Origin of the sequence: Bacteroides sp. An322 (assembly GCF_002161765.1) — a bacterium.
Lineage (GTDB): Bacteria > Bacteroidota > Bacteroidia > Bacteroidales > Bacteroidaceae > Phocaeicola > Phocaeicola merdavium.
Genome location: NZ_NFIN01000017.1, coordinates 22,305 through 43,535 on the forward strand (window position 1 = coordinate 22,305; position 21,231 = coordinate 43,535).

General features: G+C 47.1%; 21 protein-coding genes and 1 pseudogene. 8 read left to right on the forward strand and 14 right to left on the reverse strand.

Annotated elements, in window-relative coordinates; translation table 11 throughout:
- Positions 1-4: 4 nt before the first annotated feature.
- The 7 genes from queA to B5F91_RS09890 all read right to left on the reverse strand — a co-directional run bounded on the left by queA (position 5) and on the right by B5F91_RS09890 (position 5,897).
- Positions 5-1,060, reverse strand: a complete 1,056-nt coding sequence (gene queA, locus B5F91_RS09860) for a tRNA preQ1(34) S-adenosylmethionine ribosyltransferase-isomerase QueA (RefSeq protein WP_087428926.1) — start codon at positions 1,058-1,060, stop codon at positions 5-7.
- Positions 1,061-1,072: 12 nt separating this feature from the next.
- Positions 1,073-1,780 (reverse strand): tRNA pseudouridine(55) synthase TruB, encoded by a 708-nt coding sequence (truB, locus tag B5F91_RS09865; protein ID WP_087428927.1) that lies wholly within the window; start codon positions 1,778-1,780, stop codon positions 1,073-1,075.
- The gene (locus B5F91_RS09870) at positions 1,780-2,640 is read right to left on the reverse strand and encodes an undecaprenyl-diphosphate phosphatase (RefSeq protein WP_087428928.1); all 861 of its coding nucleotides are present in this window, start codon (positions 2,638-2,640) and stop codon (positions 1,780-1,782) included. The genes truB and B5F91_RS09870 overlap by 1 nt, the downstream gene beginning before the upstream one ends.
- Positions 2,637-2,891, reverse strand: a complete 255-nt coding sequence (locus tag B5F91_RS09875) for a DUF3098 domain-containing protein (RefSeq protein WP_087428929.1) — start codon at positions 2,889-2,891, stop codon at positions 2,637-2,639. Before B5F91_RS09875 ends, B5F91_RS09870 begins: the two co-directional genes overlap by 4 nt.
- A gap of 27 nt (positions 2,892-2,918) precedes the next feature.
- Entirely contained in the window at positions 2,919-3,788 is an 870-nt protein-coding gene (locus B5F91_RS09880) for a permease-like cell division protein FtsX (protein ID WP_087428930.1), read from the reverse strand.
- Positions 3,785-4,690, reverse strand: coding sequence for a class I SAM-dependent methyltransferase (locus tag B5F91_RS09885; RefSeq protein ID WP_087428931.1), 906 nt, complete (start codon positions 4,688-4,690; stop codon positions 3,785-3,787). The genes B5F91_RS09880 and B5F91_RS09885 overlap by 4 nt, the downstream gene beginning before the upstream one ends.
- A gap of 193 nt (positions 4,691-4,883) precedes the next feature.
- The gene (locus B5F91_RS09890) at positions 4,884-5,897 is read right to left on the reverse strand and encodes an ATP-dependent 6-phosphofructokinase (protein ID WP_087428932.1); all 1,014 of its coding nucleotides are present in this window, start codon (positions 5,895-5,897) and stop codon (positions 4,884-4,886) included.
- A gap of 128 nt (positions 5,898-6,025) precedes the next feature.
- Here B5F91_RS09890 and B5F91_RS09895 point away from each other — a divergent pair, with 128 nt between their 5' ends.
- From B5F91_RS09895 to B5F91_RS09905, 3 genes are read left to right on the forward strand one after another with little or no spacing between them, the layout of a single operon-like run.
- Positions 6,026-7,531, forward strand: coding sequence for a GH3 auxin-responsive promoter family protein (locus tag B5F91_RS09895; RefSeq protein WP_087428933.1), 1,506 nt, complete (start codon positions 6,026-6,028; stop codon positions 7,529-7,531).
- A 9-nt stretch (positions 7,532-7,540) separates the two neighbouring features.
- The gene (locus B5F91_RS09900) at positions 7,541-9,463 is read left to right on the forward strand and encodes an Ig-like domain-containing protein (protein WP_087428934.1); all 1,923 of its coding nucleotides are present in this window, start codon (positions 7,541-7,543) and stop codon (positions 9,461-9,463) included.
- The gene (locus B5F91_RS09905; protein ID WP_087428935.1) at positions 9,460-10,266 is read left to right on the forward strand and encodes a DUF3108 domain-containing protein; all 807 of its coding nucleotides are present in this window, start codon (positions 9,460-9,462) and stop codon (positions 10,264-10,266) included. Before B5F91_RS09900 ends, B5F91_RS09905 begins: the two co-directional genes overlap by 4 nt.
- Positions 10,267-10,313: 47 nt before the next feature.
- Here B5F91_RS09905 and B5F91_RS09910 read toward each other — a convergent pair whose 3' ends face one another.
- The 4 genes from B5F91_RS09910 to B5F91_RS09925 all read right to left on the reverse strand — a co-directional run bounded on the left by B5F91_RS09910 (position 10,314) and on the right by B5F91_RS09925 (position 13,891).
- The gene (locus B5F91_RS09910) at positions 10,314-10,967 is read right to left on the reverse strand and encodes a chloramphenicol acetyltransferase (RefSeq protein WP_087428936.1); all 654 of its coding nucleotides are present in this window, start codon (positions 10,965-10,967) and stop codon (positions 10,314-10,316) included.
- Complete coding sequence (locus tag B5F91_RS09915; protein WP_087428937.1) at positions 10,964-11,875, reverse strand: ketopantoate reductase family protein; 912 nt, start codon at positions 11,873-11,875, stop codon at positions 10,964-10,966. Before B5F91_RS09915 ends, B5F91_RS09910 begins: the two co-directional genes overlap by 4 nt.
- Before the next feature lie 173 nt (positions 11,876-12,048).
- Entirely contained in the window at positions 12,049-13,152 is a 1,104-nt protein-coding gene (gene ychF, locus B5F91_RS09920) for a redox-regulated ATPase YchF (RefSeq protein ID WP_087428968.1), read from the reverse strand.
- Between the two features lie 169 nt (positions 13,153-13,321).
- A complete protein-coding gene (locus tag B5F91_RS09925; protein ID WP_239416398.1) occupies positions 13,322-13,891 on the reverse strand; it encodes a helix-turn-helix transcriptional regulator in 570 nt (189 codons plus the stop codon).
- A 145-nt stretch (positions 13,892-14,036) separates the two neighbouring features.
- Between B5F91_RS09925 and B5F91_RS09930 the strand changes: the two genes are divergently transcribed.
- Positions 14,037-14,951, forward strand: coding sequence for an AraC family transcriptional regulator (locus B5F91_RS09930; RefSeq protein ID WP_087428938.1), 915 nt, complete (start codon positions 14,037-14,039; stop codon positions 14,949-14,951).
- Between the two features lie 14 nt (positions 14,952-14,965).
- Here the strand turns inward: B5F91_RS09930 and B5F91_RS09935 are convergent.
- The 3 genes and pseudogenes from B5F91_RS09935 to B5F91_RS09945 all read right to left on the reverse strand — a co-directional run bounded on the left by B5F91_RS09935 (position 14,966) and on the right by B5F91_RS09945 (position 17,278).
- Positions 14,966-15,840, reverse strand: a pseudogene (locus B5F91_RS09935) (radical SAM mobile pair protein B).
- Complete coding sequence (locus B5F91_RS09940; protein WP_087428939.1) at positions 15,837-16,505, reverse strand: radical SAM mobile pair protein A; 669 nt, start codon at positions 16,503-16,505, stop codon at positions 15,837-15,839. The pseudogene B5F91_RS09935 and the gene B5F91_RS09940 overlap by 4 nt, the downstream one beginning before the upstream one ends.
- Positions 16,502-17,278 carry an MBL fold metallo-hydrolase gene (locus B5F91_RS09945; protein ID WP_087428940.1) on the reverse strand — a complete coding sequence of 259 codons (777 nt, stop codon included), beginning with the start codon at positions 17,276-17,278 and terminating at the stop codon, positions 16,502-16,504. The genes B5F91_RS09940 and B5F91_RS09945 overlap by 4 nt, the downstream gene beginning before the upstream one ends.
- 135 nt (positions 17,279-17,413) lie before the next feature.
- Between B5F91_RS09945 and B5F91_RS09950 the strand changes: the two genes are divergently transcribed.
- The 4 genes from B5F91_RS09950 (at position 17,414) to B5F91_RS09965 (ending at position 21,143) form a co-directional block, all read left to right on the forward strand.
- A complete protein-coding gene (locus tag B5F91_RS09950) occupies positions 17,414-18,313 on the forward strand; it encodes a helix-turn-helix domain-containing protein (protein ID WP_018712095.1) in 900 nt (299 codons plus the stop codon).
- A gap of 412 nt (positions 18,314-18,725) precedes the next feature.
- The gene (locus B5F91_RS09955; protein ID WP_087428941.1) at positions 18,726-19,628 is read left to right on the forward strand and encodes an NAD-dependent protein deacetylase; all 903 of its coding nucleotides are present in this window, start codon (positions 18,726-18,728) and stop codon (positions 19,626-19,628) included.
- Position 19,629: 1 nt separating this feature from the next.
- Positions 19,630-20,313, forward strand: a complete 684-nt coding sequence (locus B5F91_RS09960) for a hypothetical protein (protein WP_087428970.1) — start codon at positions 19,630-19,632, stop codon at positions 20,311-20,313.
- Positions 20,310-21,143: a Fic family protein gene (locus tag B5F91_RS09965; protein WP_087428942.1), complete on the forward strand. Its 834-nt coding sequence runs from the start codon at positions 20,310-20,312 to the stop codon at positions 21,141-21,143. Before B5F91_RS09960 ends, B5F91_RS09965 begins: the two co-directional genes overlap by 4 nt.
- Positions 21,144-21,231 lie beyond the last annotated feature (88 nt).

The following is a 21,231-nucleotide window of genomic DNA, read 5'->3' on the forward strand; positions in this document are numbered from 1 at the left end:
AAAATTATTTATTCAGAATCAGCATCGCGTCGCCATATGTTCCGAAGCGGTAATCTTCTTTTAATGCCGCTTGATAAGCATCCATTATCAATTCATAACCTCCGTATGAACAGGTTAACATCAACATGGTGGATAAAGGCATGTGGAAATTGGTCACCATTGCATCGGGCAATACAAAATCGTAGGGCGGGAAGATAAACTTATTGGTCCAGCCTTCGTATTCTTTCAAACGTCCGTCGGTTCCTGTAGCGGTCTCTACGGCACGCATTACGCTTGTACCTACCGCACATACTTTATGCCCTTCGTCTTTCGCCGCATTGACTATTTTGCAAGCCTCCGCATTGATAAACATCTGTTCCGAATCCATCTTATGCTTGGTCAGGTCTTCCACATCAATATCGCGGAAGCATCCCAATCCGCAATGCATGGTAATGAATGCCAAGTTGATGCCTTTTATCTCCATCCGCTTCATCAATTCACGGCTGAAATGAAGCCCTGCGGCTGGAACGGTCACGGCTCCTTCGTTCTTGGCGAAGATAGTTTGGAAACGTTCTGTGTCTTCCGGTTCTGCCGGACGGCGGATAAAGGGTGGCAAGGGAGGTTCGCCCAATGCATAAAGCGCTTTCTTGAATTCATCATGCGGACCGTCGTAAAGGAAACGCAAAGTACGTCCACGCGAAGTGGTATTGTCTATTACTTCTGCCACCATCGAATCGTCATCACCGAAATAAAGCTTATTGCCGATACGGATTTTCCGTGCAGGGTCTACCAACACATCCCATAAACGCAATTCTTCGTTCAACTCACGCAACAAAAAGACTTCGATACGTGCACCCGTCTTTTCCTTGTTTCCATATAAACGGGCAGGAAACACTTTTGTATCATTAAAGATGAATGCATCTTGATCGTCAAAGTAATTCAGGATGTCCTTGAATATCACATGTTCAATCTCTCCCGTTGACTTATGTACCACCATCAGCCGGGATTCGTCTCTGTACTTTACCGGATGCAATGCTATTTTTTCTTCCGGCAATTTGAATTTAAATTGTGATAGTTTCATATCTTTGAGTTTTTAATTTTGTGAGTTCTCTTCTATTTCTTGCTGGTCCAACCAGTTTTCAAAATCTTCTACTTTCATACAATCCGCTAAGGTGATGTCCCCCACCCTTGTACGGATAAGTCCTGTCAGATGCGCACCGCTATGAAGCGCTTCGCCGATATCGCGTGCCAATGCACGGATATAAGTGCCTTTGCTGCATACCACACGTATCTTTATTTCGGGCAAATTACATTCTAACAATTCGATTTCATCTATTACCAACGTTTTAGGCTTTAGTTGCACCTCATCGCCTTTCCGTGCCAATTCGTATGCCCGTTTCCCATCTACCTTACAAGCCGAAAAAGCCGGAGGAATCTGTTCGATTGCTCCTACAAACCGTTGCAATGTCTCTTCCACCAGTTCCCGCGTAATATGCTCCGTAGGATAAGTAGCGTCGATTTCCTTTTCCAAATCATACGAAGGAGTCGTAGCGCCCAATTGCAATGTGGCTACATATTCCTTGGTATGGTATTGGAACTCCTCAATGCGCTTTGTCGCTTTTCCGGTACAGATAATCATCACCCCTGTAGCCAGCGGGTCGAGCGTTCCTGCATGTCCTACCTTTATCTTTTTTACGCCTAATTTCCGGCTGATATGATACCTTATTTTATTGACAAGAGCAAACGATGTCCATCGGTATGGCTTATCAAAATACAACACCTCTCCTTCCTTAAAGTTCATCAAGCAAGCTCTAAATTATATCCTAAACAACTCATTATCAAAATCACACCGCCTACAATGATGCGGTACCACCCGAATGCGGCAAAACCGTATTTCGTTACAAAGCTGATAAAGAACTTAATAGCAAGCATCGCCACGATAAAAGCCACTACATTGCCCACTATCAAGGCATTCATGTTGCTTGCGATAATTTCCGTTCCGCCCTCCATAAACAGTTTGAACATCTTATATACCGTAGCGGCAAACATCGTAGGTACAGCTAAGAAGAACGAGAACTCAGCCGCGGCTTTGCGTGTTAATTTCTGTGCCATACCGCCCACAATAGTCGCCATCGAACGAGATACACCCGGTATCATCGAGATACATTGGAACAATCCGATATAAAAGGCACGCTTCTCGGTCAGTTCCGTCTTCTCGCTTCCATTCCCGAAAAGCTTGTCACAGAACAACATAAACACGCCTCCGATAATCAACATCACCGCTACAACCGTCACGCTTTCCAGCATGGCGTCAATCATATCGCTAAACAAAAGCCCCAATACAGCCGCCGGAATGAAGGCTACGAACAATTTCCAATAGAAATCATACGTATGAAGGAAGCGTTTAAATGCCGAAGCCCCTTCAGGCGCAGGCGTATGGTTGAGACGAAAAAAACGTTTCCAATACAAACATACTACCGACAAAATGGCTCCGAACTGGATGATAAACGTAAATGCCTTTACAAATTCGGTACTCTCCACTCCTAATATATTCTGGGCGATAATCATGTGACCTGTAGAAGATACCGGTAAAAACTCGGTCAGCCCTTCTACTATCGCGATGATAATGGTCTGAAATAAATCCAAATCTCCTCCCGTCATTTCACTTCGCTTTTAGTGTCCTCCACACGGTCCTTCGGCTTGCGGAGTATGCCGTAAATCATAAAGATAAACCCTAAAAAACAAACCGCAGGCGCGACCTTAATGCGGCGTACACTGAATATGTCAGGCTCGAATGTCGTTTCGGTCGAACCGGGACCCGACATCAACAGGAATCCGATGATAATCACGACCATTCCTATTGCCAAAAGCATGAAATTGGTCTTATCAAAGGCAAAGTTCTTTTTATCCATATCGTACAAATAAAAAATGTTATGAAGTTAATTATAATACAATTCATTCGTTTTCATCCGGAGATACCGGTTTATCGATATCAACGCACAAAGGGAAGTAATCACCACCCCGAAAATAAACACCGAAACCATGACGACTATCATCACTTCAGGCGTTATAACCGCTAATAAGTCAGGCTCATACTTTACCAATACATACGCCAGCCCGATTAATGCCACATCGGCGATAGCTCCAGCCAATATCCCTACCCACACGTTACGCATCAGAAACGGACGCCGGATGAAAGACCAGCTTGCCCCTACTAATTTCATGGTATGTATCAGAAACCGTTTGGAATAAATGGTAAGCCGGATGGTATTGTTTATCAAGGCAAAGGATATCAGTGTCAAGAGGGCGGCAAGCCCCAATAGCACTATGCTCACTTTGCGGATATTCCGGTTGACCGCATCCAGCAAGTCTTGCGGATAATTTATCTCCAGCACTCCCTTCTGCGCTAAAATCTCGTCCTTAATCCATGCCACGCTATCCGAATTGGCATAGCCGGCATTCAGTTTCACCTCAATCGAAGCCGTAAACGGATTATAGCCTAAAAACTCAGCCGGGTCGGTGCCCATGGCTTCGGTCTGCTCTTTCAATGCTTGTTGTTTCGAGATGTATGAAGTCTGCTTTACGTATGCTTCCTGATTCAATGCTTTCTGGTACCGGAGGATATCCGCTTCTTTCATGTCATCGCTCAGCAAGATAGAGAAAGCGATATTCTCGCGTACATACACCGAAAGGTTGTTTGCCGCCATAACGAAGAAAACAACCGTTCCCAGCAATACCAATACCAACATGGTGCTGATGCTGGACGTAATGAACTGCATATCAAAAGATGCTCCTGCCCGCTTGCTCATGCCTTCACTTTTTTCTGAAATACATAAATCATGGAACTGCTCCGTTCCTTTTTCATCAAAGAAGCCAGCCCTGCCTCCGCTCCTTCTATCATTCCTTTTATAAAAGGAGTGCCGCTCTTGCGGTATTTCTCCGAAAGCATCGATACATAAAAGGCATCGAAAGGCATCGGATGACGCTCCGCCAAGATAAATCCGTGCTTGGCTCCGAATTGTTGCATCACGGCAGGAGTGAAATGCCACAAATGCCTCGGCACATCGTATGCCGCCCACATTTCTTTATAATGAAGCGCATCAGACGAAGTGGGATTGGGCACAGCTACGACCAAGATGCCCCGGTCGTCCAAAATGGAATAAAGCGTTTCCCATGTCTCGTTCAGGTTCTGCAAATGTTCCATCACGTGCCAAAGCGTCACTACATCAAACGATTTCGCTTCGTAAGTGCCCAATGCTTCGGGCGCATCTGCCTCCAGACCGAAATGTTCGTGCGCAAAAGCTCTTGCTTGCGGGCTTTTTTCGATAGCCGAAACCCGCCAGCCACGCTCCTGCATGAAATGAGGGAAATAGCCCGTGCCTGTACCGATATCGAGCAGACGTCCCCGGCTTAATCCGCAACACCGCTTGATGAGGCGGGCTTTCCGCCGGAGCATGTATTGCCTTACGTAATGATACAAACGGTTGGCAAGCCCTTTCCGCGTATCTGTATGCGAGATATAGTCGGGCGATTCGTAATACCTCCCAATCTCGTTCTCGTCGGGCGCATCTTGCGTGAAAAGAAAACCGCACGCCGTACACCGGCAAATGTCAAACGGTTCATTTGTGGCATAATGGTCGGTGCAGGTCATCACCTTCTCGAAATGGCTCTTTCCGCAAAGCGGGCATGTATCTATGTGCAGTCTGTTCACTTCTTTCCCTAATTTGGTGCAAAATAACAAATAAATCAAGTATTAAGGCTCATCTGTTAAGCTTCTTTAAGGATATTGGCATTCTATTCGTTTTTCCCATATAACTGCCCTCCTTAACGAAGTTAACTCCATCGGGAGTTTCATCTATATGAAACCGCTGATGAAGCAGGGTAAGAATGGCTACGCATACGGCTTACCCAAAACATACTCCCATGCGGCGGCCCTGCACGATTAAATCATTGTCGGGAGTGACCAGTTTCACCTTTCCAGCCACTTCAGCCAACGGGACCGAAACAATATCATCGCCTTGTAGGGAAACCATTCTTCCGAACTTGCCTTGGGCGATTAATTCCGTTGCATGACCTCCCATCCGTGTGGCAAGAGTGCGGTCGAATGCCGTGGGGCTTCCTCCTCGTTGGATGTATCCCAATACCGTCTCGCGGGTTTCGAAGCCTGTTTCGTACTCGATTTCCTCGGCTATGTATTGAGCCGCTTTCTTCCCATGCAGGGTAGGAATGCCTTCGGCTACGACTACAATCGAATAGGGCTTGCCTTTTTTCAGCCTTTCGATGATTACGTCACCTATGTTATGAATGTTGAAAGGAAGTTCGGGAAGCAGGATAATATCACCTCCCCCCGCCATGCCAGAGTGCAGGGCAATCCAGCCCGCCTTGTGCCCCATCACTTCGATGACCATTACGCGCTGGTGGGAACTTGCCGTAGAGTGAAGGCGGTCGATGGCTTCGGTGGCTATGCTTACCGCCGAGTCGAATCCGAAAGATGTATCGGTGCCCCATACATCGTTATCAATCGTCTTGGGAATCATCACCACGTTTACACCGGCTTCCACTAACTTTGCCGCGGTGGTCTGGGTGCCATTTCCTCCGATGCATACCAGGCAATCCAACCCGTGTGCCTGAATGGTCCGCATCAACGCGTCGGGGGCATTGTCCGAATCAGACACTTTCCCTTTGCGCCGGAAAGGCTTTACACGCGAAGTGCCTAAGATAGTCCCTCCCATGGTAAGCAGCCCTCCCAAAGAGGCTTCCGTAAGCGGTGTCACTTCATCATCGAGCAATCCGCGGAAACCGTTATGGATGCCGCACACTTCCATTCCATAATAATTTATAGCCGTCTTGCAAACGCCCCGGATGGTGGCGTTGATTCCGGGACAATCCCCTCCTGCCGTTAATATTCCGATTCTCATAACCTTCAAATTTAGTCTTCGCGTGGTAAAGTTATAAGAAAAAAGCGTAGATTTGTCTTTTCTAACATAAAAAATATATCACCGATAAGAGAAATGCCTAACTTTGCGGGCAGAAAATAAATAAACCAATGGTTTCAACAAAGTTAATTGAAAAGTTATTTGTTTCCCGTCAAAAGGAAATAGACACATACACCACACAGACGGAAGCCATTCAGGAGAAGGTTTTCCGGAAACTTATTGAACATGCTTCGAATACCGAATGGGGCAAGAAATTCGATTATGCGCACATCCGTTCATACGAGGATTTCCAGCGTGTGCCTATCCAGCAATACGATGACATCAGGGATTATGTAGACCGTATGCGCCACGGAGAGAAAGACGTCTTATGGCCCGGACACGTGATTTGGTATGCTAAATCTTCGGGTACCACGAGTGATAAAAGCAAGTTCATCCCCGTTAGCAAGGACGGGCTGAAGCATATCCATTACCGCGGAGGGACCGATGCCGTAGCGCTCTACTTGCGTTCGAATCCCGAAAGCCGTTTCTTTTCAGGCAAAGGATTGATATTGGGCGGAAGCCATAGCCCGAATTATAATGTAAAGGATAGCTTGGTGGGCGACTTGTCCGCCATTCTGATACAGAACATCAACCCGTTGGTGAACTTCATCCGAGTGCCGAGCAAAGAGATTGCCTTGCTAAGCGAATTTGAGGAGAAGGTAGAACGCATTGCCGAAACCACGATACACGAGAATGTGACCAACCTTTCGGGTGTGCCTTCGTGGATGTTAGCGGTCATCAAGCGCATCTTGGAGAAGACAGGAGCCAAGCACCTGAACGAGGTATGGCCTAACTTGGAAGTCTTCTTCCATGGCGGTGTTTGCTTCACTCCTTATCGGGAACAATACAAGCAACTGATAACCAGCCCAACAATGCATTACATGGAGACTTATAATGCCAGCGAAGGTTTCTTCGGCTTGCAAAGCGACCTCGCCGACCCTGCCATGTTGCTGATGATAGATTATGACGTATTCTACGAGTTCATTCCTTTGGAAGAAATCGATAATCCGAATCCTCACATCGTGCCCCTGACAGGTATTGAGGTAGGACGGAACTATGCGATGGTCATCAGCACTTCATGCGGCTTGTGGCGGTATATCATCGGCGATACGGTGAAGTTCACTCAGAAAGACCCGTATAAGTTTGTCATTACGGGACGTACCAAGCACTTTATCAATGCTTTTGGAGAAGAACTGATGGTGGATAATGCGGAAAAAGGACTTGCCAAAGCTTGTGCCGCTACAGGTGCGCAGGTATTGGAATACTCGGCGGCCCCCGTCTTTATGGATGCCAATGCCAAGTGCCGGCACCAGTGGCTGGTAGAGTTCAGCGTGATGCCCGACTCGTTAGAGAAATTCCGCCATACGTTAGACCAAGCCTTGCAAGAAGTTAATTCCGATTACGAAGCGAAACGCCATAAAGACATTACGTTACAGGAATTGGAACTGATTGTGGCACGCCCAAATCTGTTCCACGACTGGTTGAAGCAAAAAGGCAAATTGGGCGGCCAGCACAAGGTGCCCCGCTTGAGCAATAACCGTGACTATATAGAAGAAATGTTGAAACTAAATTCCTAAACCAAACGCATGAAGCCCATACCCAAATACCTTGCCCTGTTATTGGTCATTATCGGATTTTATGCCTGTGCCAGTACCGGCTCGCCCGACGGAGGTCCTTATGATGAAGAACCTCCCAAATTCGTACGTGCTACGCCTGCACCAAACGCTACCAATAACACACGTAAGGAAGTCTCCATTGAGTTCGATGAATTCATCAATTTGGAAAATGCATCGGAGAAAGTCATCATCTCGCCTCCCCAACGTGAACAACCCGAAGTGAAGACGCGGGGAAAGCGTGTAGTGGTAGAGTTTCTTGACTCTTTGATAGCCAATACGACTTATACCATCGACTTCGGCGATGCCATCGTAGATAATAATGAAGGCAACCCGTTAGGGCAGTTCTCGTATGCTTTCTCTACTGGACCCGAAATAGATACCATGGCTGTATCGGGCACCGTGCTCAATGCCGAGAACCTGGAACCGATAAAGGGCATTCAGGTGGGATTGCATAAGAATCTGAACGATACGGCTTTCACCAAGCTCCCGTTCGACCGCATTTCGCGTACAGATAGCCGGGGACAATTCACCATCCGTGGTGTGGCGCCGGGCAAGTACCGTATCTATGCTTTGCAGGACGGAAACCAAAACTACATGTACGATTCGAAAACCGAAACGGTGGCATGGTCTGATTCGCTCATTGTTCCGGACATGACTCCGGCGGTGCGTTTTGATACGGTATGGAACGAAATCGATACCACCCATATCGATACGATTTTCGAAGTGCATTATACCCGTTTCCTGCCCGATAACGTCATGCTCCGTGCTTTTAAGGAAGAAAGCACCATGCAATATTTAGCCAAAAGCGAGCGTCCCGAAATCAAGAAATTCAATCTCTATTTCAGTGCAAAAGCCGATACGCTCCCCACTTTAAGAGGATTGGACTTTGACGAAAAACAACTCATAGTAGAAGCCAACCAGCGGAACGATAGTATCACCTATTGGGTGAAAGATACGACTTTATGTGAACGGGATACGTTGACCATCGAACTGAAGTACTTAGAAACAGATACCCTGGGACAATTGGTACCTACTACCGATACCCTGCGTATGGTGAATAAAATTCCTCGTGAACGACGTTTGGCTATGAAGAAAGAAGCTGACGAAAAGGCGGAAAAAGAACGCAAAAAGAAAGAAAAGAAAGGTGATACAATCGTTGTTGAAACCAAGTTCTTGACTATGAACGTAGATGCACCTTCCGAACTTGACATCAACCGCAATATCATTATTAACTTTGATGAACCGATAGAAAGCATTGATACTTCGGCGATTCACATGCAAACCATGATAGATTCAGTATGGCAAGACACGCCTTTCATTTTCCAAGCCGATACGATAGCTCCGCGCAGGTATGTTATCCTTGCTAATTGGCAACCTGGGCAAGAATACCAGCTTACAATCGATTCGCTTGGATTCAAAGGTATTTATGGACTATATACTGATAAAACAGAAAATAAACTGAAAGTCAAGACCATAGATCAATATGGCACCCTTTATCTTAATATTACGGGAGCCGGACCGCATGCCATTGTCCAGCTATTGAACGGAAGTGATGCCGTAGTGCGCCAACAACCCGTAAGCGAAAAACAGACTTGTGACTTTTATTTCCTCCAACCCGGAACTAAATATTATATTCGTTTGTTCAACGATACGAACAATAACGGCAAATGGGACACGGGAAATTATGAAGAAAAACGCCAAGCAGAAGAAGTGTTCTATTTTCCCAAAACATGGGAAATGAAAGCAAACTTCGAATTTGAAGAGAATTGGAATCTTTATGCCGTTCCCCTCGATCGCCAAAAGTTGGATGAAATAAAGAAACAAAAACCTGACGAAGCAAAGAAGATAAAAGACAGGAACAAAGAAAGAGCTAAAAAATTAGGACGAACATGATGAAGAAAATCTTACTCTGCCTCTGCTTACTAACTGGAAGCATGGCAATAAAAGCCCAATGCGGCGCCTCTAATAACGCTATCAAGCCCGGAGAATCGTTGAGCTACGAATTGAAGTTCAACTGGAAGTTCATCTGGTTTAACGTAGGCTGGGCAAAAATGACCATAAACGAAGACACTTACAATACACAACCCTGCTTACGTACTGATTTGCTTTCTTATACCAACAAACGTTTCGACCGCTGGTTCAAGATGCGCGACACGTTGACTTGCATCACTAGCCAACGCCTTGAACCGCTCTATTTCCGTAAGGGAGCCGAAGAAGGGAAACGCTATACAGTAGACGAAGTACGCTTCGGATATCGCAACGGAAAGTGCATTGTTGACCAGCAACGTACCTTGCGGGGGAATACTGTCAAAAAGCACGATGAAATGGATGTCTGTGTCTACGATATGCTGAGCATCCTGCTCCAAGCACGTTCGTATGACCCTACGGATTACAAGGTAGGAATGAAAATCCTTTTCTCAATGGCTACAGGTAAAGCCGTAGAAAAACAAACACTTATCTACCGAGGCAAAGAAAACTTTACTTCCGAAAATGGAACTACTTACCGATGCTTAGTTTTCTCACTCGTAGAATACGTAGACAATAAGGAAAAAGAAGTCATTACTTTCTTTGTGACAGATGACCTTAATCACCTTCCCGTACGTCTTGACATGTACCTGAATTTCGGTTCAGCCAAAGCTTTCTTGACCGATATTAAAGGAAACCGGCATCCGTTGACTTCGATTGTAAAAGAATAAGTCTTTGTCTATATTTTGACACAACTTCCTTTTTCACCGTATATAAATCAAGCAAGTTCTTTTAATATTTGCTCCACCTTCTCGAAGAAAAGTGAGATATGTGCTCCGTCGGCAAAGGCATGGCTTACCGTAAGGGCTATGGGCATATAGAGCCTTCCTGCACGGGTGATAGCCTTACCCGCATTCATCAACGGATAATCCAACGGATGCCCTACCGATTGTTGGGTATAGGTAATGGAAGTGAAATATAACTTCGGTGTAGCACTGAGCAGGAATACATCGAAATCGCCTTGCTCGGCGATTTGCTTATCCGTACCATACGGGTCTCCGTCTTCAGGGATAGAGGTGATGATGCTCCGCGCTTCACGGTAGAATGTATCGAAGTCGGAATGATAGGGGATGCGCACGGTATAGAATGTACGTCCTAGTACGGCAATAGGGGTAATCACATCCACCGTATCGTGATAGACCACTTGCCCGTTCTTGTCCCACCGGTAACGCAATTCTTTGATTTCATTCACTGCCCGCGTGATGGCATAGAGGTAATAGAGGAAAAACGAGTGTCCCCGCTCCTTTGCCCGTGCGAATGCCTCGGTACAATCCGCTTCGCTTGTAATGGCAATCCACGAATTGGCAAAGCCCCGGAAGAAGTTATAATTGTCTTTCCGTTCCCATGTATCAATGTTAATGATGTGTTTCATGCTTTCTTGAACTTTAATGCCACTTTGTGATAGGTAAGTAACTCTACTCCAAGTTGTTCGCCCAAGTCGATGAGGTCAAAAAGCAAGCCTTGGATTTCTGATTCGTGTCCTCGTGCAATGTCCTTTTGCATGGAAGCGGTGCTATGCGGGTCAAGCGAGTCGATTACCTTCAGATTATATGCCACGGGGTCTTCGGGATAAGTTACGCCGAGCCGTTTCCCTATTTCCGCACTTTCTTGCGATAGTCCGATGAAGGTATCACGTACTTCACCTTCGTGCTGCACTTCGCCCATCGGCACATCGTGATAGGCTCCTGTACAAGCCATAGCCGAAATGAATGCCCATTTAATGAAAGTGTCTCGATTGATGTCATCCGACACTTCGGCTTTGATGCCGCAGGCTTGCAATTCTTCAGCTATTTGGTCTAACCGTTCTTGCGCAATGCCTTGTTCGGGACGTGCACCAAATACCAAGCGGAAGATGCTTCCCATTTGGGTTATCTCGCCTTCTCCCGAAACAAAGCCTACAATATAGATACATCCATCAAGCACGTGGACCGAAGGTACAAGCCGTCCGATACGCGGTCCGGTGCCATATACGTTCAAAATAGGAATAACCAATGTATCGGGAGTGGAGGCACGTTCCAAGACCTCTTTAATAGAATCAATAGAATAGCCTTTCACACATACGAAAATCACATCGGCTTTCCCTTCGAATGTTTCGGCGGTACAAGCCTTAACTGAAAGGAAATGTTCCCCCTTCAGGTCTGATTTCAAATGAAGCCCATTGCGGCGTATGGCTTCCAAATGCTTGCCTCGTGCAATGCAAGTCACGTCTTTCCCTGCCAATGCGAGGAAGCCCGCTATAGAGCCTCCTACGCCTCCTGTTCCTACTACTAAGTATTTCATAATCCTTGTGTCTTTTATAATTGAACACAGAGACACGGAGACATAGAGCTTTATTTTTTAGAGAGAACAAAGTTCACGGAGAAAAGGACTGACTTTGTGAGCTTTGTCGTCTCTTCTATATTTATTTCTCTGTGCCTCTGTGTCTCCGTGTTCTGATTTATATTGGTGTACTCTTATACATTAAAGCGGAAGTGCATAATGTCGCCGTCCTGCACCACGTAGTCCTTACCTTCTACGTTCAGTTTACCTGCCTCGCGCACAGCGGCTTCGCTTCCGTATTTGATATAATCCTCATACTTGATTACTTCGGCACGGATAAAACCTTTCTCAAAATCGGTATGGATGACACCGGCACATTGCGGAGCTTTCCAGCCTTTGTGATACGTCCATGCCTTCACTTCCATTTCGCCTGCGGTGATAAAGGTTTCCAAATTCAGAAGTTTGTATGCCGATTTGATAAGACGGTTTACGCCTGATTCTTCCAGTCCCACTTCTTGCAGGAACATCTGACGGTCTTCATACGTCTCCAGTTCGGCGATATCGGCTTCAGTCTTAGCTGCAACTACCAATATCTCGGCATTCTCGTCCTTTACGGCTTCGCGCACTTGTTCTACATATTGGTTTCCCGTTACGGCACTGGCTTCGTCTACGTTGCATACGTACATCACCGGTTTCGAAGTCAGCAGGAAAAAGTCGTGCGCTATCTTTTGTTCGTCTTTCGATTCGAATTGCACCGTGCGTGCCGACTTTCCTTGCTCCAACGCTTCTTTGTAGCGCACCAATACTTCGTAAGTTTGCTTTGCCGCCTTATCACCTCCCGTCTGAGCTTGTTTCTGTACACGCTGGATGCGGCTCTCAATGGTTTCCAGGTCCTTCAATTGAAGCTCTGTATCGATAATCTCCTTGTCGCGTACCGGATTGACCGTACCGTCTACGTGCGTCACGTTTTCATCATCAAAGCAACGCAACACATGGATAATGGCATCCGTTTCGCGGATATTCGCCAAGAACTTATTGCCCAATCCTTCACCTTTGCTTGCTCCTTTCACCAGTCCGGCGATGTCTACAATCTCTACCGTAGTGGGCACGATGCGTCCCGGATGAACCAGTTCCGCCAATTTGTTGAGGCGTTCATCGGGCACGGTAATCACACCCACGTTCGGTTCGATGGTACAGAAAGGGAAATTGGCTGCTTGAGCCTTTGCGTTCGATAAGCAATTGAAAAGCGTCGATTTGCCCACGTTCGGCAAACCAACGATGCCACATTGTAAACTCATAATGCTATATTGTTTTTTATTGTTTTGATTTCTTGCTCGTTCCAGCGGGCAAAGGTAGTCATTTCTTTTGGCATAATTGAGCATGTGTACAGAATTAATAGATAATTTTGACATTCACGGCTCGAAAGCAAAGGTATCAGTTTCAGTTATCATAAGAATAAACTGTAAGTTATATCTCGTCAAGCGGTTTCAGCTTATGTCCTTTTATCATTTTGAATTGGGTAGGAGACATCCCTGTTTGTGACTTGAACTGCGTGCTCAGATGAGCTACGCTCGAATAGTGCAGTTTGTCCGCAATCTCGCTGACGGTCAGTTCGTCATAGACAAGCAACTCTTTCACCAACTCTATCTTCTGCGCAAGATAATACCGCTCGATGCTGATGCCTTTCATTGCGGTGAACAGCTTGCTGAGCGCACTGTATTCCTTGCGGCATTTGTCCTGCAAATAGCCTGATAAGTTTATCTTCTCCTGATATTCCGGATGGCGCACGAACTCAATGACACCGATACGAATCTGTTCGATGATGCGCATCCGCTTGTCGTCAATCACCTCGAAACCGTATTCTTCGAGCCGACGGCGGATGCTTTCTTGCTTCTCTTTCGGGATAGGTTCAGACAGCACGACCGTACCTAATTCTACACTGGCAGGCGTGATGCCGTTCTCCTGAAAGATATTGGAAACGGTCAGGATGCACCGTCTGCAAACCATATTCTTGATATAGATATTGTTTCCTTCCATATTTCTGTTGTTTTATATCGGGCAAAAGTAGAAGCATTTTAATGCAACTTGGTTGTAAAGATACGGTTGAAAGCCGGATTTTAGAGTCCTCTGTTCCATAATCTGCCAAAAGGGAATTACCTTTGCATTAAGTAAAACAACGAAGATGAATCGCAAAGACACTTACGGCATATACAACGACACGCCCGAGCAGATTTCCCTCCTGAAATACTCCAAAAGCTCGTGCGGCGTGGACTTTCTGCTGAACACGGCGGAAAGCACGGAGAAGCGGGGCTGGTTCGACACGGACAAGCGGTATCGGACTGACTTCTTCGAGTTCTATTTCTTCCGCAAGGCGGAGGGGTATCTCTTTTTGGCGGGCGAACGGATTGACCTGCATCCCGGTATGTGGCTCGTCATTTCGCCTTTCCAGTTGCAGGAATGGCACGTGGAAATGGAAAAGTTAGACTATACGTTCCTTGTCTTTCAGGAGGAGTTCGTGAACAATTTCCTCTCCGACAAGTATTTTATGTACCGCCTTTTGTATTGCTACCAACACGATTATCCCACTTGGTTCGATATGCCGGAGGAAGAAGCTTGCCCGTTGCTCGACCTGCTGCGGAAGATGAAGAAGGAACTGCGTGAGCCGATTGCCGACAGCTATCACCTGATTGTCGCCTACCTCTACCAGTTCCTCCTGTTGCTCAACCGCATTTATGCCAGCCGCTTCCACTTGCCGTTTGCCCTGCCGCTGAACAACTACGCTTACCAGTACAAGCAACTCTTGGAAAAGAACATCTGCGACAAGGCGCGTGTGGCGGACTATGCCGAAATGATAGGCATCAGCCGCGTGTCACTCAACAAGGCGGTGACGCGCGAGTTCGGACTTTCGGCGGTGCATCTGCTGAAACAACGTCTCCTGCAAGAGGTGAAAAACGACCTGCTTTTCTCCGACCTCTCCGTGAAAGAAATCGCTTTCCGCCTGCACTTCTCCGAGCCGAACCACCTGATGCGCTTCTTCAAGCAGATGACGGGGCAGACCATCAGCGCATTTCTTGCGGAGATGAACCGGGAAGATTAAAGGCTGTATGCCACTTATTTTTTGAACCTGATTTTTTCGTGGTAGAAATAGTTTACGATAACAGGCTTTCCTTTTTCCGAGCGTCCGTAAGGCAAATCGTTTACCCGATAGGGAAAGCCTTGTGTCTGTGCATATTGGGATATGTCCTGCTCCAACGCCTGCCAGTAATCAAGCCTTTTCTTGTTGTATATTTCCTCATATAACGGGAAGAGTTCGGGACGCTTCTTACGGATATACGCCATTATTCCTCCTTTGAATTGCCCACGCAGGTTCAGGTTTTCCAGCCATATCAAATCGGCATATCCTTTCACTTCCTCGATAATCGCCTTCACGTCGGTTATTCCCGGAAATATGGGCGAGACAAAACATACGGTACGGAGCCTGCCTCATAGACTTGGCGCATCGCTTTCAGGCGGCGTTCTATGCTCACGGCGTTGTCCATATCCGCACGAAACTGTTCGTTAAGCGTATTGATTGACCAAGACACTGTTACTTTGGGAAAACGTTTCAACAGGTCGAGGTCGCGAAGGACGAGGTCGGACTTCGTACATACCATAATCTCGGCGTTGCTTCCGCGCAGTTCTTCGAGCAGCCTGCGGGTACGGCGGAATTGTTCCTCATAGGGGTTGTAACCGTCCGTCACGGAACCTATCACGATGCGCTCACCGTCATATTTGTGCGGATTGGCTATCGGTTTCCAGTTCTTCACGTCCAGAAACGCGCCCCACGGTTCTGTATGCCCGGTGAAGCGTTTCATAAACGATGCGTAGCAATACTTGCAGGCGTGAGGGCATCCCACGTAAGGATTGACCGAATATCCTCCGACTGGCAGTGCGGATTTGGTCATAACGCTCTGTACGTCTATTTCCTTGATTGTTTCAGTATTCATTGTATGCGTTTGATAAATTGTTCCGGCAGTTCCTGAATCATCCTTTCTTCACCCATTATAAGCAGCAAATCCTCTTTCATAAATACGGGGATTCCTTGCGCTTTGGCTTGGTCGGCAATGTGAAGCACCCATTCGAGACGGGAATCCACTTTGCCTTTCCGATGTCCCGTTTCCGTGCCTATGACAACCCAATCGATACCCGCGAAGTCTATCTCTCCGATTTCGTCAAAGATAGGTTCAAAGGTGACGTGGTAATGTTTGGCCTTGATATTTCTTTTCAAATCTTCTAACCTTTTTTTCTCGGAACTGCGCGTGACGGTCACGCCCATCCAGACATTTTCGTCATCCGTAGAAAAACAGACCTTATCCGGACGTTTCGTAAGAAAGATATAAGCGTGTTGCGGATTGCTTTTCATTCTTCCGAAAATCTCCGCGTTCCATTCAGGCTTCCAATCGGAGAAGTCGCTCATTCCGGTCATCAGCCATACGTGAGGTTTTGGAGTGTCGATGATGTGTAGCTTGCGCCCCATATATTCGGGTACAGAAAAATCGTCCGTGATATGGAAGCGGCGACAGTTATTACGGGCATAGCAGTAGCTGCACCCTATTGAGCAGCCTATCACTATGTTCATATTCTTTATCAGCGATTTGATGCAAACACTCATAACGTAATGCTCTCCCCATCTCCCGGCATAATCAGTCGGTTCATATCCACTCCGTGGTGGCGGGCTTCGTTTCGCAGGATTTCGCGTGTTGTCTGGCAATGGTCAATAGCATCCATGTGTACGGCTATCAGTTTGATTTGTGCGGGGAGCGTGTCGAGCATCGCCATCACTTCCTGCTCGTCGGGGATGATGCAGCCGTCTGTCTTGGAAAATTCGGGGAACACCGCACCGCCGCTGTTTACAACGATATAATCAGGGCGGTATTTTTCCACGGTTTCAAGGATGCACGGTTCCCATTTGCAGTCGCCCATTATATAAATGGTCGGAAGTCCCTCCGCCATCAGCACATAGCCCGACACGGGTCCCATCATCTGGCCTATCTGACCGAAACCGTGATGACCCGTGGTGCGGTGGATGGTCAGGTTGCCTATTGTCTTGCTCTTTTCAATTGCTTCTACATTTGTAAAACCATCTTGCACGAGGGTTTCCTTGTCTTGCGGCTGGGTGTAGAAAGGGATGTCTTTCGGCAAATGTTGTTTCACGCTCGGTTCATAATGGTCAATGTGGTTGTGTGTGAGCAGTACCATATCCACGCCCTCGGTGATTTCGCTGATGGGCATTACCAGATGCACCCTCGGACTTTTATACACGCCGAGAGCGGATTGCAGGGTTCCTTTGTCGGCAAATACGGGGTCAACAAGGATGGTGTGTCCTGCATAATTGATTTTCAAGGTGGCGCTGCGCACCAACCGGATAATAGCTTTCTCGTTCATAATGTTACGCTTTTATGATTTGTCGGGTGCAAAGTTCGGAAGATTCCCCTGATGCCTCTATGCCTTAAAAAGAGAAATATATGCCATTTTGATAAAAGAATGATGTATATTTGCAGAAAGCAAAGAACAAGAGCGATGAAAACGATAACCAACCCCGAAAGACTGGTCAGCGTCCCGTTCAGCAAGACACGTTGCGGCGTGGACTTCTACATCAACACAGGCGAGAGCAAGGACATCTGTGGTGTCTTGACCGAGCACCGGACGTTCAAGACGGATTTTTTCAGTTTCTATTTCTTTCGCCGCGCCAATGGCTATGTGCTGTTAAACTTCCGCAAAATAGAGTTACGGGACGATATGGTGCTCCTCCTGTCGCCGCACCAGCAACAGGAATGGCATGTGGACGAAGCGGAACTGGACTACACTTTCCTTATCTTCCGCGAGGACTTTATGCGCACGTTCATCGCCGACAAGTTCTTCGTCTATCGCCTGCTGTATTATTATCAGACCGACACGCCACCGTACCTGTTTGCCGCGCCGGAAGAACTGGCGGAATATATGCGCCTCTTGGGGAAGATAAAACAGGAGCTACTGCATCCTGTGGCAGACACTTACAACCTTATCGTATCTGTGCTTTACTATCTGTTGGTGGTTATCAACCGGGCATACGCCAAAACTTACCGTCTGCCGGTCGAAGTGCCGAAGAACAATTATGCATTCCAGTTCAAGGACTTGCTCGAAAAGCATATCCACACCGTGCAGCGTGTTCAGGAATATGCCGATATACTCCGCGTGAGCCGTATTACTCTGAACAATTCTGTAATGGCGCAGTTCGGCGTATCCGCCACCCATCTGCTCAAACAACGCTTGTTGGAGGAATTGAAAAACGAGCTGTTGTTCTCCGACCGCAACGTAAGCCAGTTGGCGGACGAGTTCCACTTTTCCGACCCCAGCCATCTGATGCGCTTCTTCAAGCAACAGACGGGAAAGACATTTACGCAATATATCACGGACTACCAAAAGGGGATTTACGAGTAATCCGTCCCGATAAGCGTTGGAAACTGCGTCGACAGCATCAATCCGTCAGGATAAGCACCGTCGACGGGTGACGAAACCATTAATCGGCACGGATAAGCACTAAATACGGCGACGATAGTCCTCGCGAACTTGGAGAACCGCTGTCGTCGCTGACGACAACGCCAATCGGCGCGGATTATCATTTTCGTAGGCTTACTTCACATCCGGGATGAGCCTACCAAAGGTCGGACCTTTGATACCCTCAAGTCCGGGGTGAGGGTATCTCAAGTCCGACCTGAGCTTGGATAAGGAATAATCCAATTTTTGCCCGATTCCGCTTATCAAAATGGTAGCATACGGCTATGGATTGGTAGCGGCTGTTTCTTGCGATGCCTGTACCTTTGCACCGGACTAATCAAAGGAGATTTTCAATATGGTTTCAAAAGAAAAGATTGAGTTGTTGAGGCAGAAGATAGACGAGGCGGATGCCATCGTGGTGGGCGGAGCGTCGGGAATGTCTGCCGCTTCGGGCTTCGTGTTCTACTATCAGGAGGACGATATGTTCCGCCGTATGGCAGGAGGTCTGGCCGAGAAATACGACAGGCACAATATGTTCGACCTGTTCTATGACCGCCGTCCCTCGCGTGGCGAACAATGGGCGTTGATGCTGCGCGTCATACACTACATATACGAATGCTATACAGGCGAGACTTATACAGACTTGGCGGAACTGCTCAAAGGGAAGGATTACTATATTGCTACGACCAATCAGGACGCGCAATTCTACCGTGTGTTCCCTGCCGAGCGCATCACGCGCATACAAGGCGATTGGCGATACTGGCAATGTAGCCGTCCGTGCCACGACGAGATATATTATAATAAGGAAAGGGTACTGGAGCTATGCCCGAAGATTGTAGGCGATACCTTGCCCGACGAATTGATACCCCGTTGCCCGCATTGCGGCAAGGAGTTGGCTCCGTGGGTGCGTGGTTACACCTTCCTTGAAGGCGAATATTACCAACGGGAGATGAAGCGGTATCTCGACTTCCTTCGCGCCAACTCGCGGCGCAAGGTGCTGTTCCTCGAACTCGGTGTGGGGATGATGACCCCGATGTTCATCAAGGAGCCGTTTATGAATATGACCTATCAGTTCCCGAATGCGTTCTATACCACCGTCAATCCGCAACACGCTATTATCCCGAAAGAGATTGCACGGAAAAGCCTTGCCATCAGCGACGACATTGCCGTTACGCTGAAACAATTGTTGGGTAAATCCACGGCAGGAATGAAAGCATTCGATGCAAAAGAAGCGTTTAACCCGTCAAGAGTATATTGATATGACAGAGATACAGAGAGCCGCCCAAGCCATCAAGGATGCCGATGCCTTGCTCATCGGCGCAAGCAACGGATTGTCCATCGCCGAGGGTTATCACATTTTCGCCAATAACGAGATGTTCCGCCGCCAGTTCGGCGACATCCAACAGAAATACGGCATACGCAGTGTCATTGAAGGATGTTTTTATCCCTACCCGAACGAGAAAGACCGCCAAGAGTTCTTGCATCGGCTTGTGCAGTATTGGGTAACAGACTACCGTCTCTCACAAGTGATGAAAGACCTGCTTGCCGTTGTCGGCGACAAGGATTATTTCATCCTCACCTCCAATGCTGATACGCATCTGGAACTGTCCGGCTTCGCACCCGGCAAGGTGTTCGAGGTGGAAGGCACTTTCGAGGATATGCTGCATAACCGCCCGATGCAAGACAAGAGTCAAGAAGCCAATGCTTTTCTCAATCGTTATCACGGCAAGCGGCTCGCCATTCTCGAACTGGGCATAGGCAGCCGAAACCGTCTGATAAAGCTGCCGTTGATGCAACTGGCTGCACGTGAACCGCAAGCCGTGTATATCACGCTGAATCTTGCGCAAGAACTTTACATTCCCAATGAGATTGCGCATAAATCCATCGGGCTGGCGGGTGATATTGCCGTGACACTTCAAAAGTTAAAGGAGAAATTGGTATGAGGAGTTATCGTAAACATCTTTCAGGAGAAGCGGCTTTCAAGTCGTTTGTCCCGACACCCCTTTCAGAAATACAGGTTATCCATACGGAGGAATTGGATAAGCTAATAATGGAAACGGAAAGCGCGATGCAGCAATTTAATGATGACGCTTCACAACTTTCCGAGGAACAGATTAAGCAATTGATGTGGCAGGAAGCGGAAAATTCCTGCAAATTGGCTTTGGGCGAACAGCCTTTGTCTTTTGGTTTTATGCCGGATGCGGATAGTGCGCTGGAAGAAGATACGGACAATCTGCTGAAAGCCACTTCCTACGCCATCGAAGCTATGGACGAATTGCCATTGAGTGCCCGTCTGTTGAAAAACGCCCATTACCTGATGTGCAATAGTGAGAGGTACGAAAAGAAATATCCGGGAGAGTTCCGCACCTCTCCTGTCTGGATAGGCTGGAAAGAAAACGGACTGAAAGACGCGATGTTTGTTCCGCCCGTGTATGATGATATGATTGAAGCCTTTTCCGACCTTGAACGTTACATCAATTATGAAGATTCAGAGAATGTATTTGTACGAGCCGCTTTGATACACTATCAGTTTGAAATGATACATCCCTTCATTGACGGGAATGGCAGAGTTGGACGGCTGCTCAACACATTGTACCTGATGGAGCAGGATGTTCTCAAATGCCCGGTTCTGCAACTATCCAATGTATTGAAGAAAAGGATTCTTGGATATTATATGGGAATACAGCATGTCAATGAGACGGGAACGTACAATGACTGGCTGTGCTTCTATTTGAATGCAATTAAATCAGCCTGTTCGATGATAGTGATTTAATAGAGGTAGGTGTAGTCATTTCTTTTGGCATATATACAGAATTAACGGATATTTAAAGACGAACGATAATTATTTGACTACTCATACG

Bases quoted from the DNA above. Each gene is read 5' to 3' on its own strand.
- B5F91_RS09870 (WP_087428928.1), bottom strand. From the start codon at position 2,640: ATGACGGGAGGAGATTTGGATTTATTTCAGACCATTATCATCGCGATA.
- B5F91_RS09900 (WP_087428934.1), top strand. From the start codon at position 7,541: ATGAAGCCCATACCCAAATACCTTGCCCTGTTATTGGTCATTATCGGA.
- B5F91_RS09940 (WP_087428939.1), bottom strand. From the start codon at position 16,505: ATGAGTGTTTGCATCAAATCGCTGATAAAGAATATGAACATAGTGATA.
- B5F91_RS09895 (WP_087428933.1), top strand. From the start codon at position 6,026: ATGGTTTCAACAAAGTTAATTGAAAAGTTATTTGTTTCCCGTCAAAAG.
- B5F91_RS09945 (WP_087428940.1), bottom strand. From the start codon at position 17,278: ATGAACGAGAAAGCTATTATCCGGTTGGTGCGCAGCGCCACCTTGAAA.
- B5F91_RS09925 (WP_239416398.1), bottom strand. From the start codon at position 13,891: ATGGAAGGAAACAATATCTATATCAAGAATATGGTTTGCAGACGGTGC.
- B5F91_RS09910 (WP_087428936.1), bottom strand. From the start codon at position 10,967: ATGAAACACATCATTAACATTGATACATGGGAACGGAAAGACAATTAT.
- truB (WP_087428927.1), bottom strand. From the start codon at position 1,780: ATGAACTTTAAGGAAGGAGAGGTGTTGTATTTTGATAAGCCATACCGA.
- B5F91_RS09880 (WP_087428930.1), bottom strand. From the start codon at position 3,788: ATGAGCAAGCGGGCAGGAGCATCTTTTGATATGCAGTTCATTACGTCC.
- B5F91_RS09965 (WP_087428942.1), top strand. From the start codon at position 20,310: ATGAGGAGTTATCGTAAACATCTTTCAGGAGAAGCGGCTTTCAAGTCG.
- B5F91_RS09930 (WP_087428938.1), top strand. From the start codon at position 14,037: ATGAATCGCAAAGACACTTACGGCATATACAACGACACGCCCGAGCAG.
- queA (WP_087428926.1), bottom strand. From the start codon at position 1,060: ATGAAACTATCACAATTTAAATTCAAATTGCCGGAAGAAAAAATAGCA.
- B5F91_RS09950 (WP_018712095.1), top strand. From the start codon at position 17,414: ATGAAAACGATAACCAACCCCGAAAGACTGGTCAGCGTCCCGTTCAGC.
- B5F91_RS09915 (WP_087428937.1), bottom strand. From the start codon at position 11,875: ATGAAATACTTAGTAGTAGGAACAGGAGGCGTAGGAGGCTCTATAGCG.
- B5F91_RS09955 (WP_087428941.1), top strand. From the start codon at position 18,726: ATGGTTTCAAAAGAAAAGATTGAGTTGTTGAGGCAGAAGATAGACGAG.
- ychF (WP_087428968.1), bottom strand. From the start codon at position 13,152: ATGAGTTTACAATGTGGCATCGTTGGTTTGCCGAACGTGGGCAAATCG.
- B5F91_RS09890 (WP_087428932.1), bottom strand. From the start codon at position 5,897: ATGAGAATCGGAATATTAACGGCAGGAGGGGATTGTCCCGGAATCAAC.
- B5F91_RS09905 (WP_087428935.1), top strand. From the start codon at position 9,460: ATGATGAAGAAAATCTTACTCTGCCTCTGCTTACTAACTGGAAGCATG.
- B5F91_RS09960 (WP_087428970.1), top strand. From the start codon at position 19,630: ATGACAGAGATACAGAGAGCCGCCCAAGCCATCAAGGATGCCGATGCC.
- B5F91_RS09875 (WP_087428929.1), bottom strand. From the start codon at position 2,891: ATGGATAAAAAGAACTTTGCCTTTGATAAGACCAATTTCATGCTTTTG.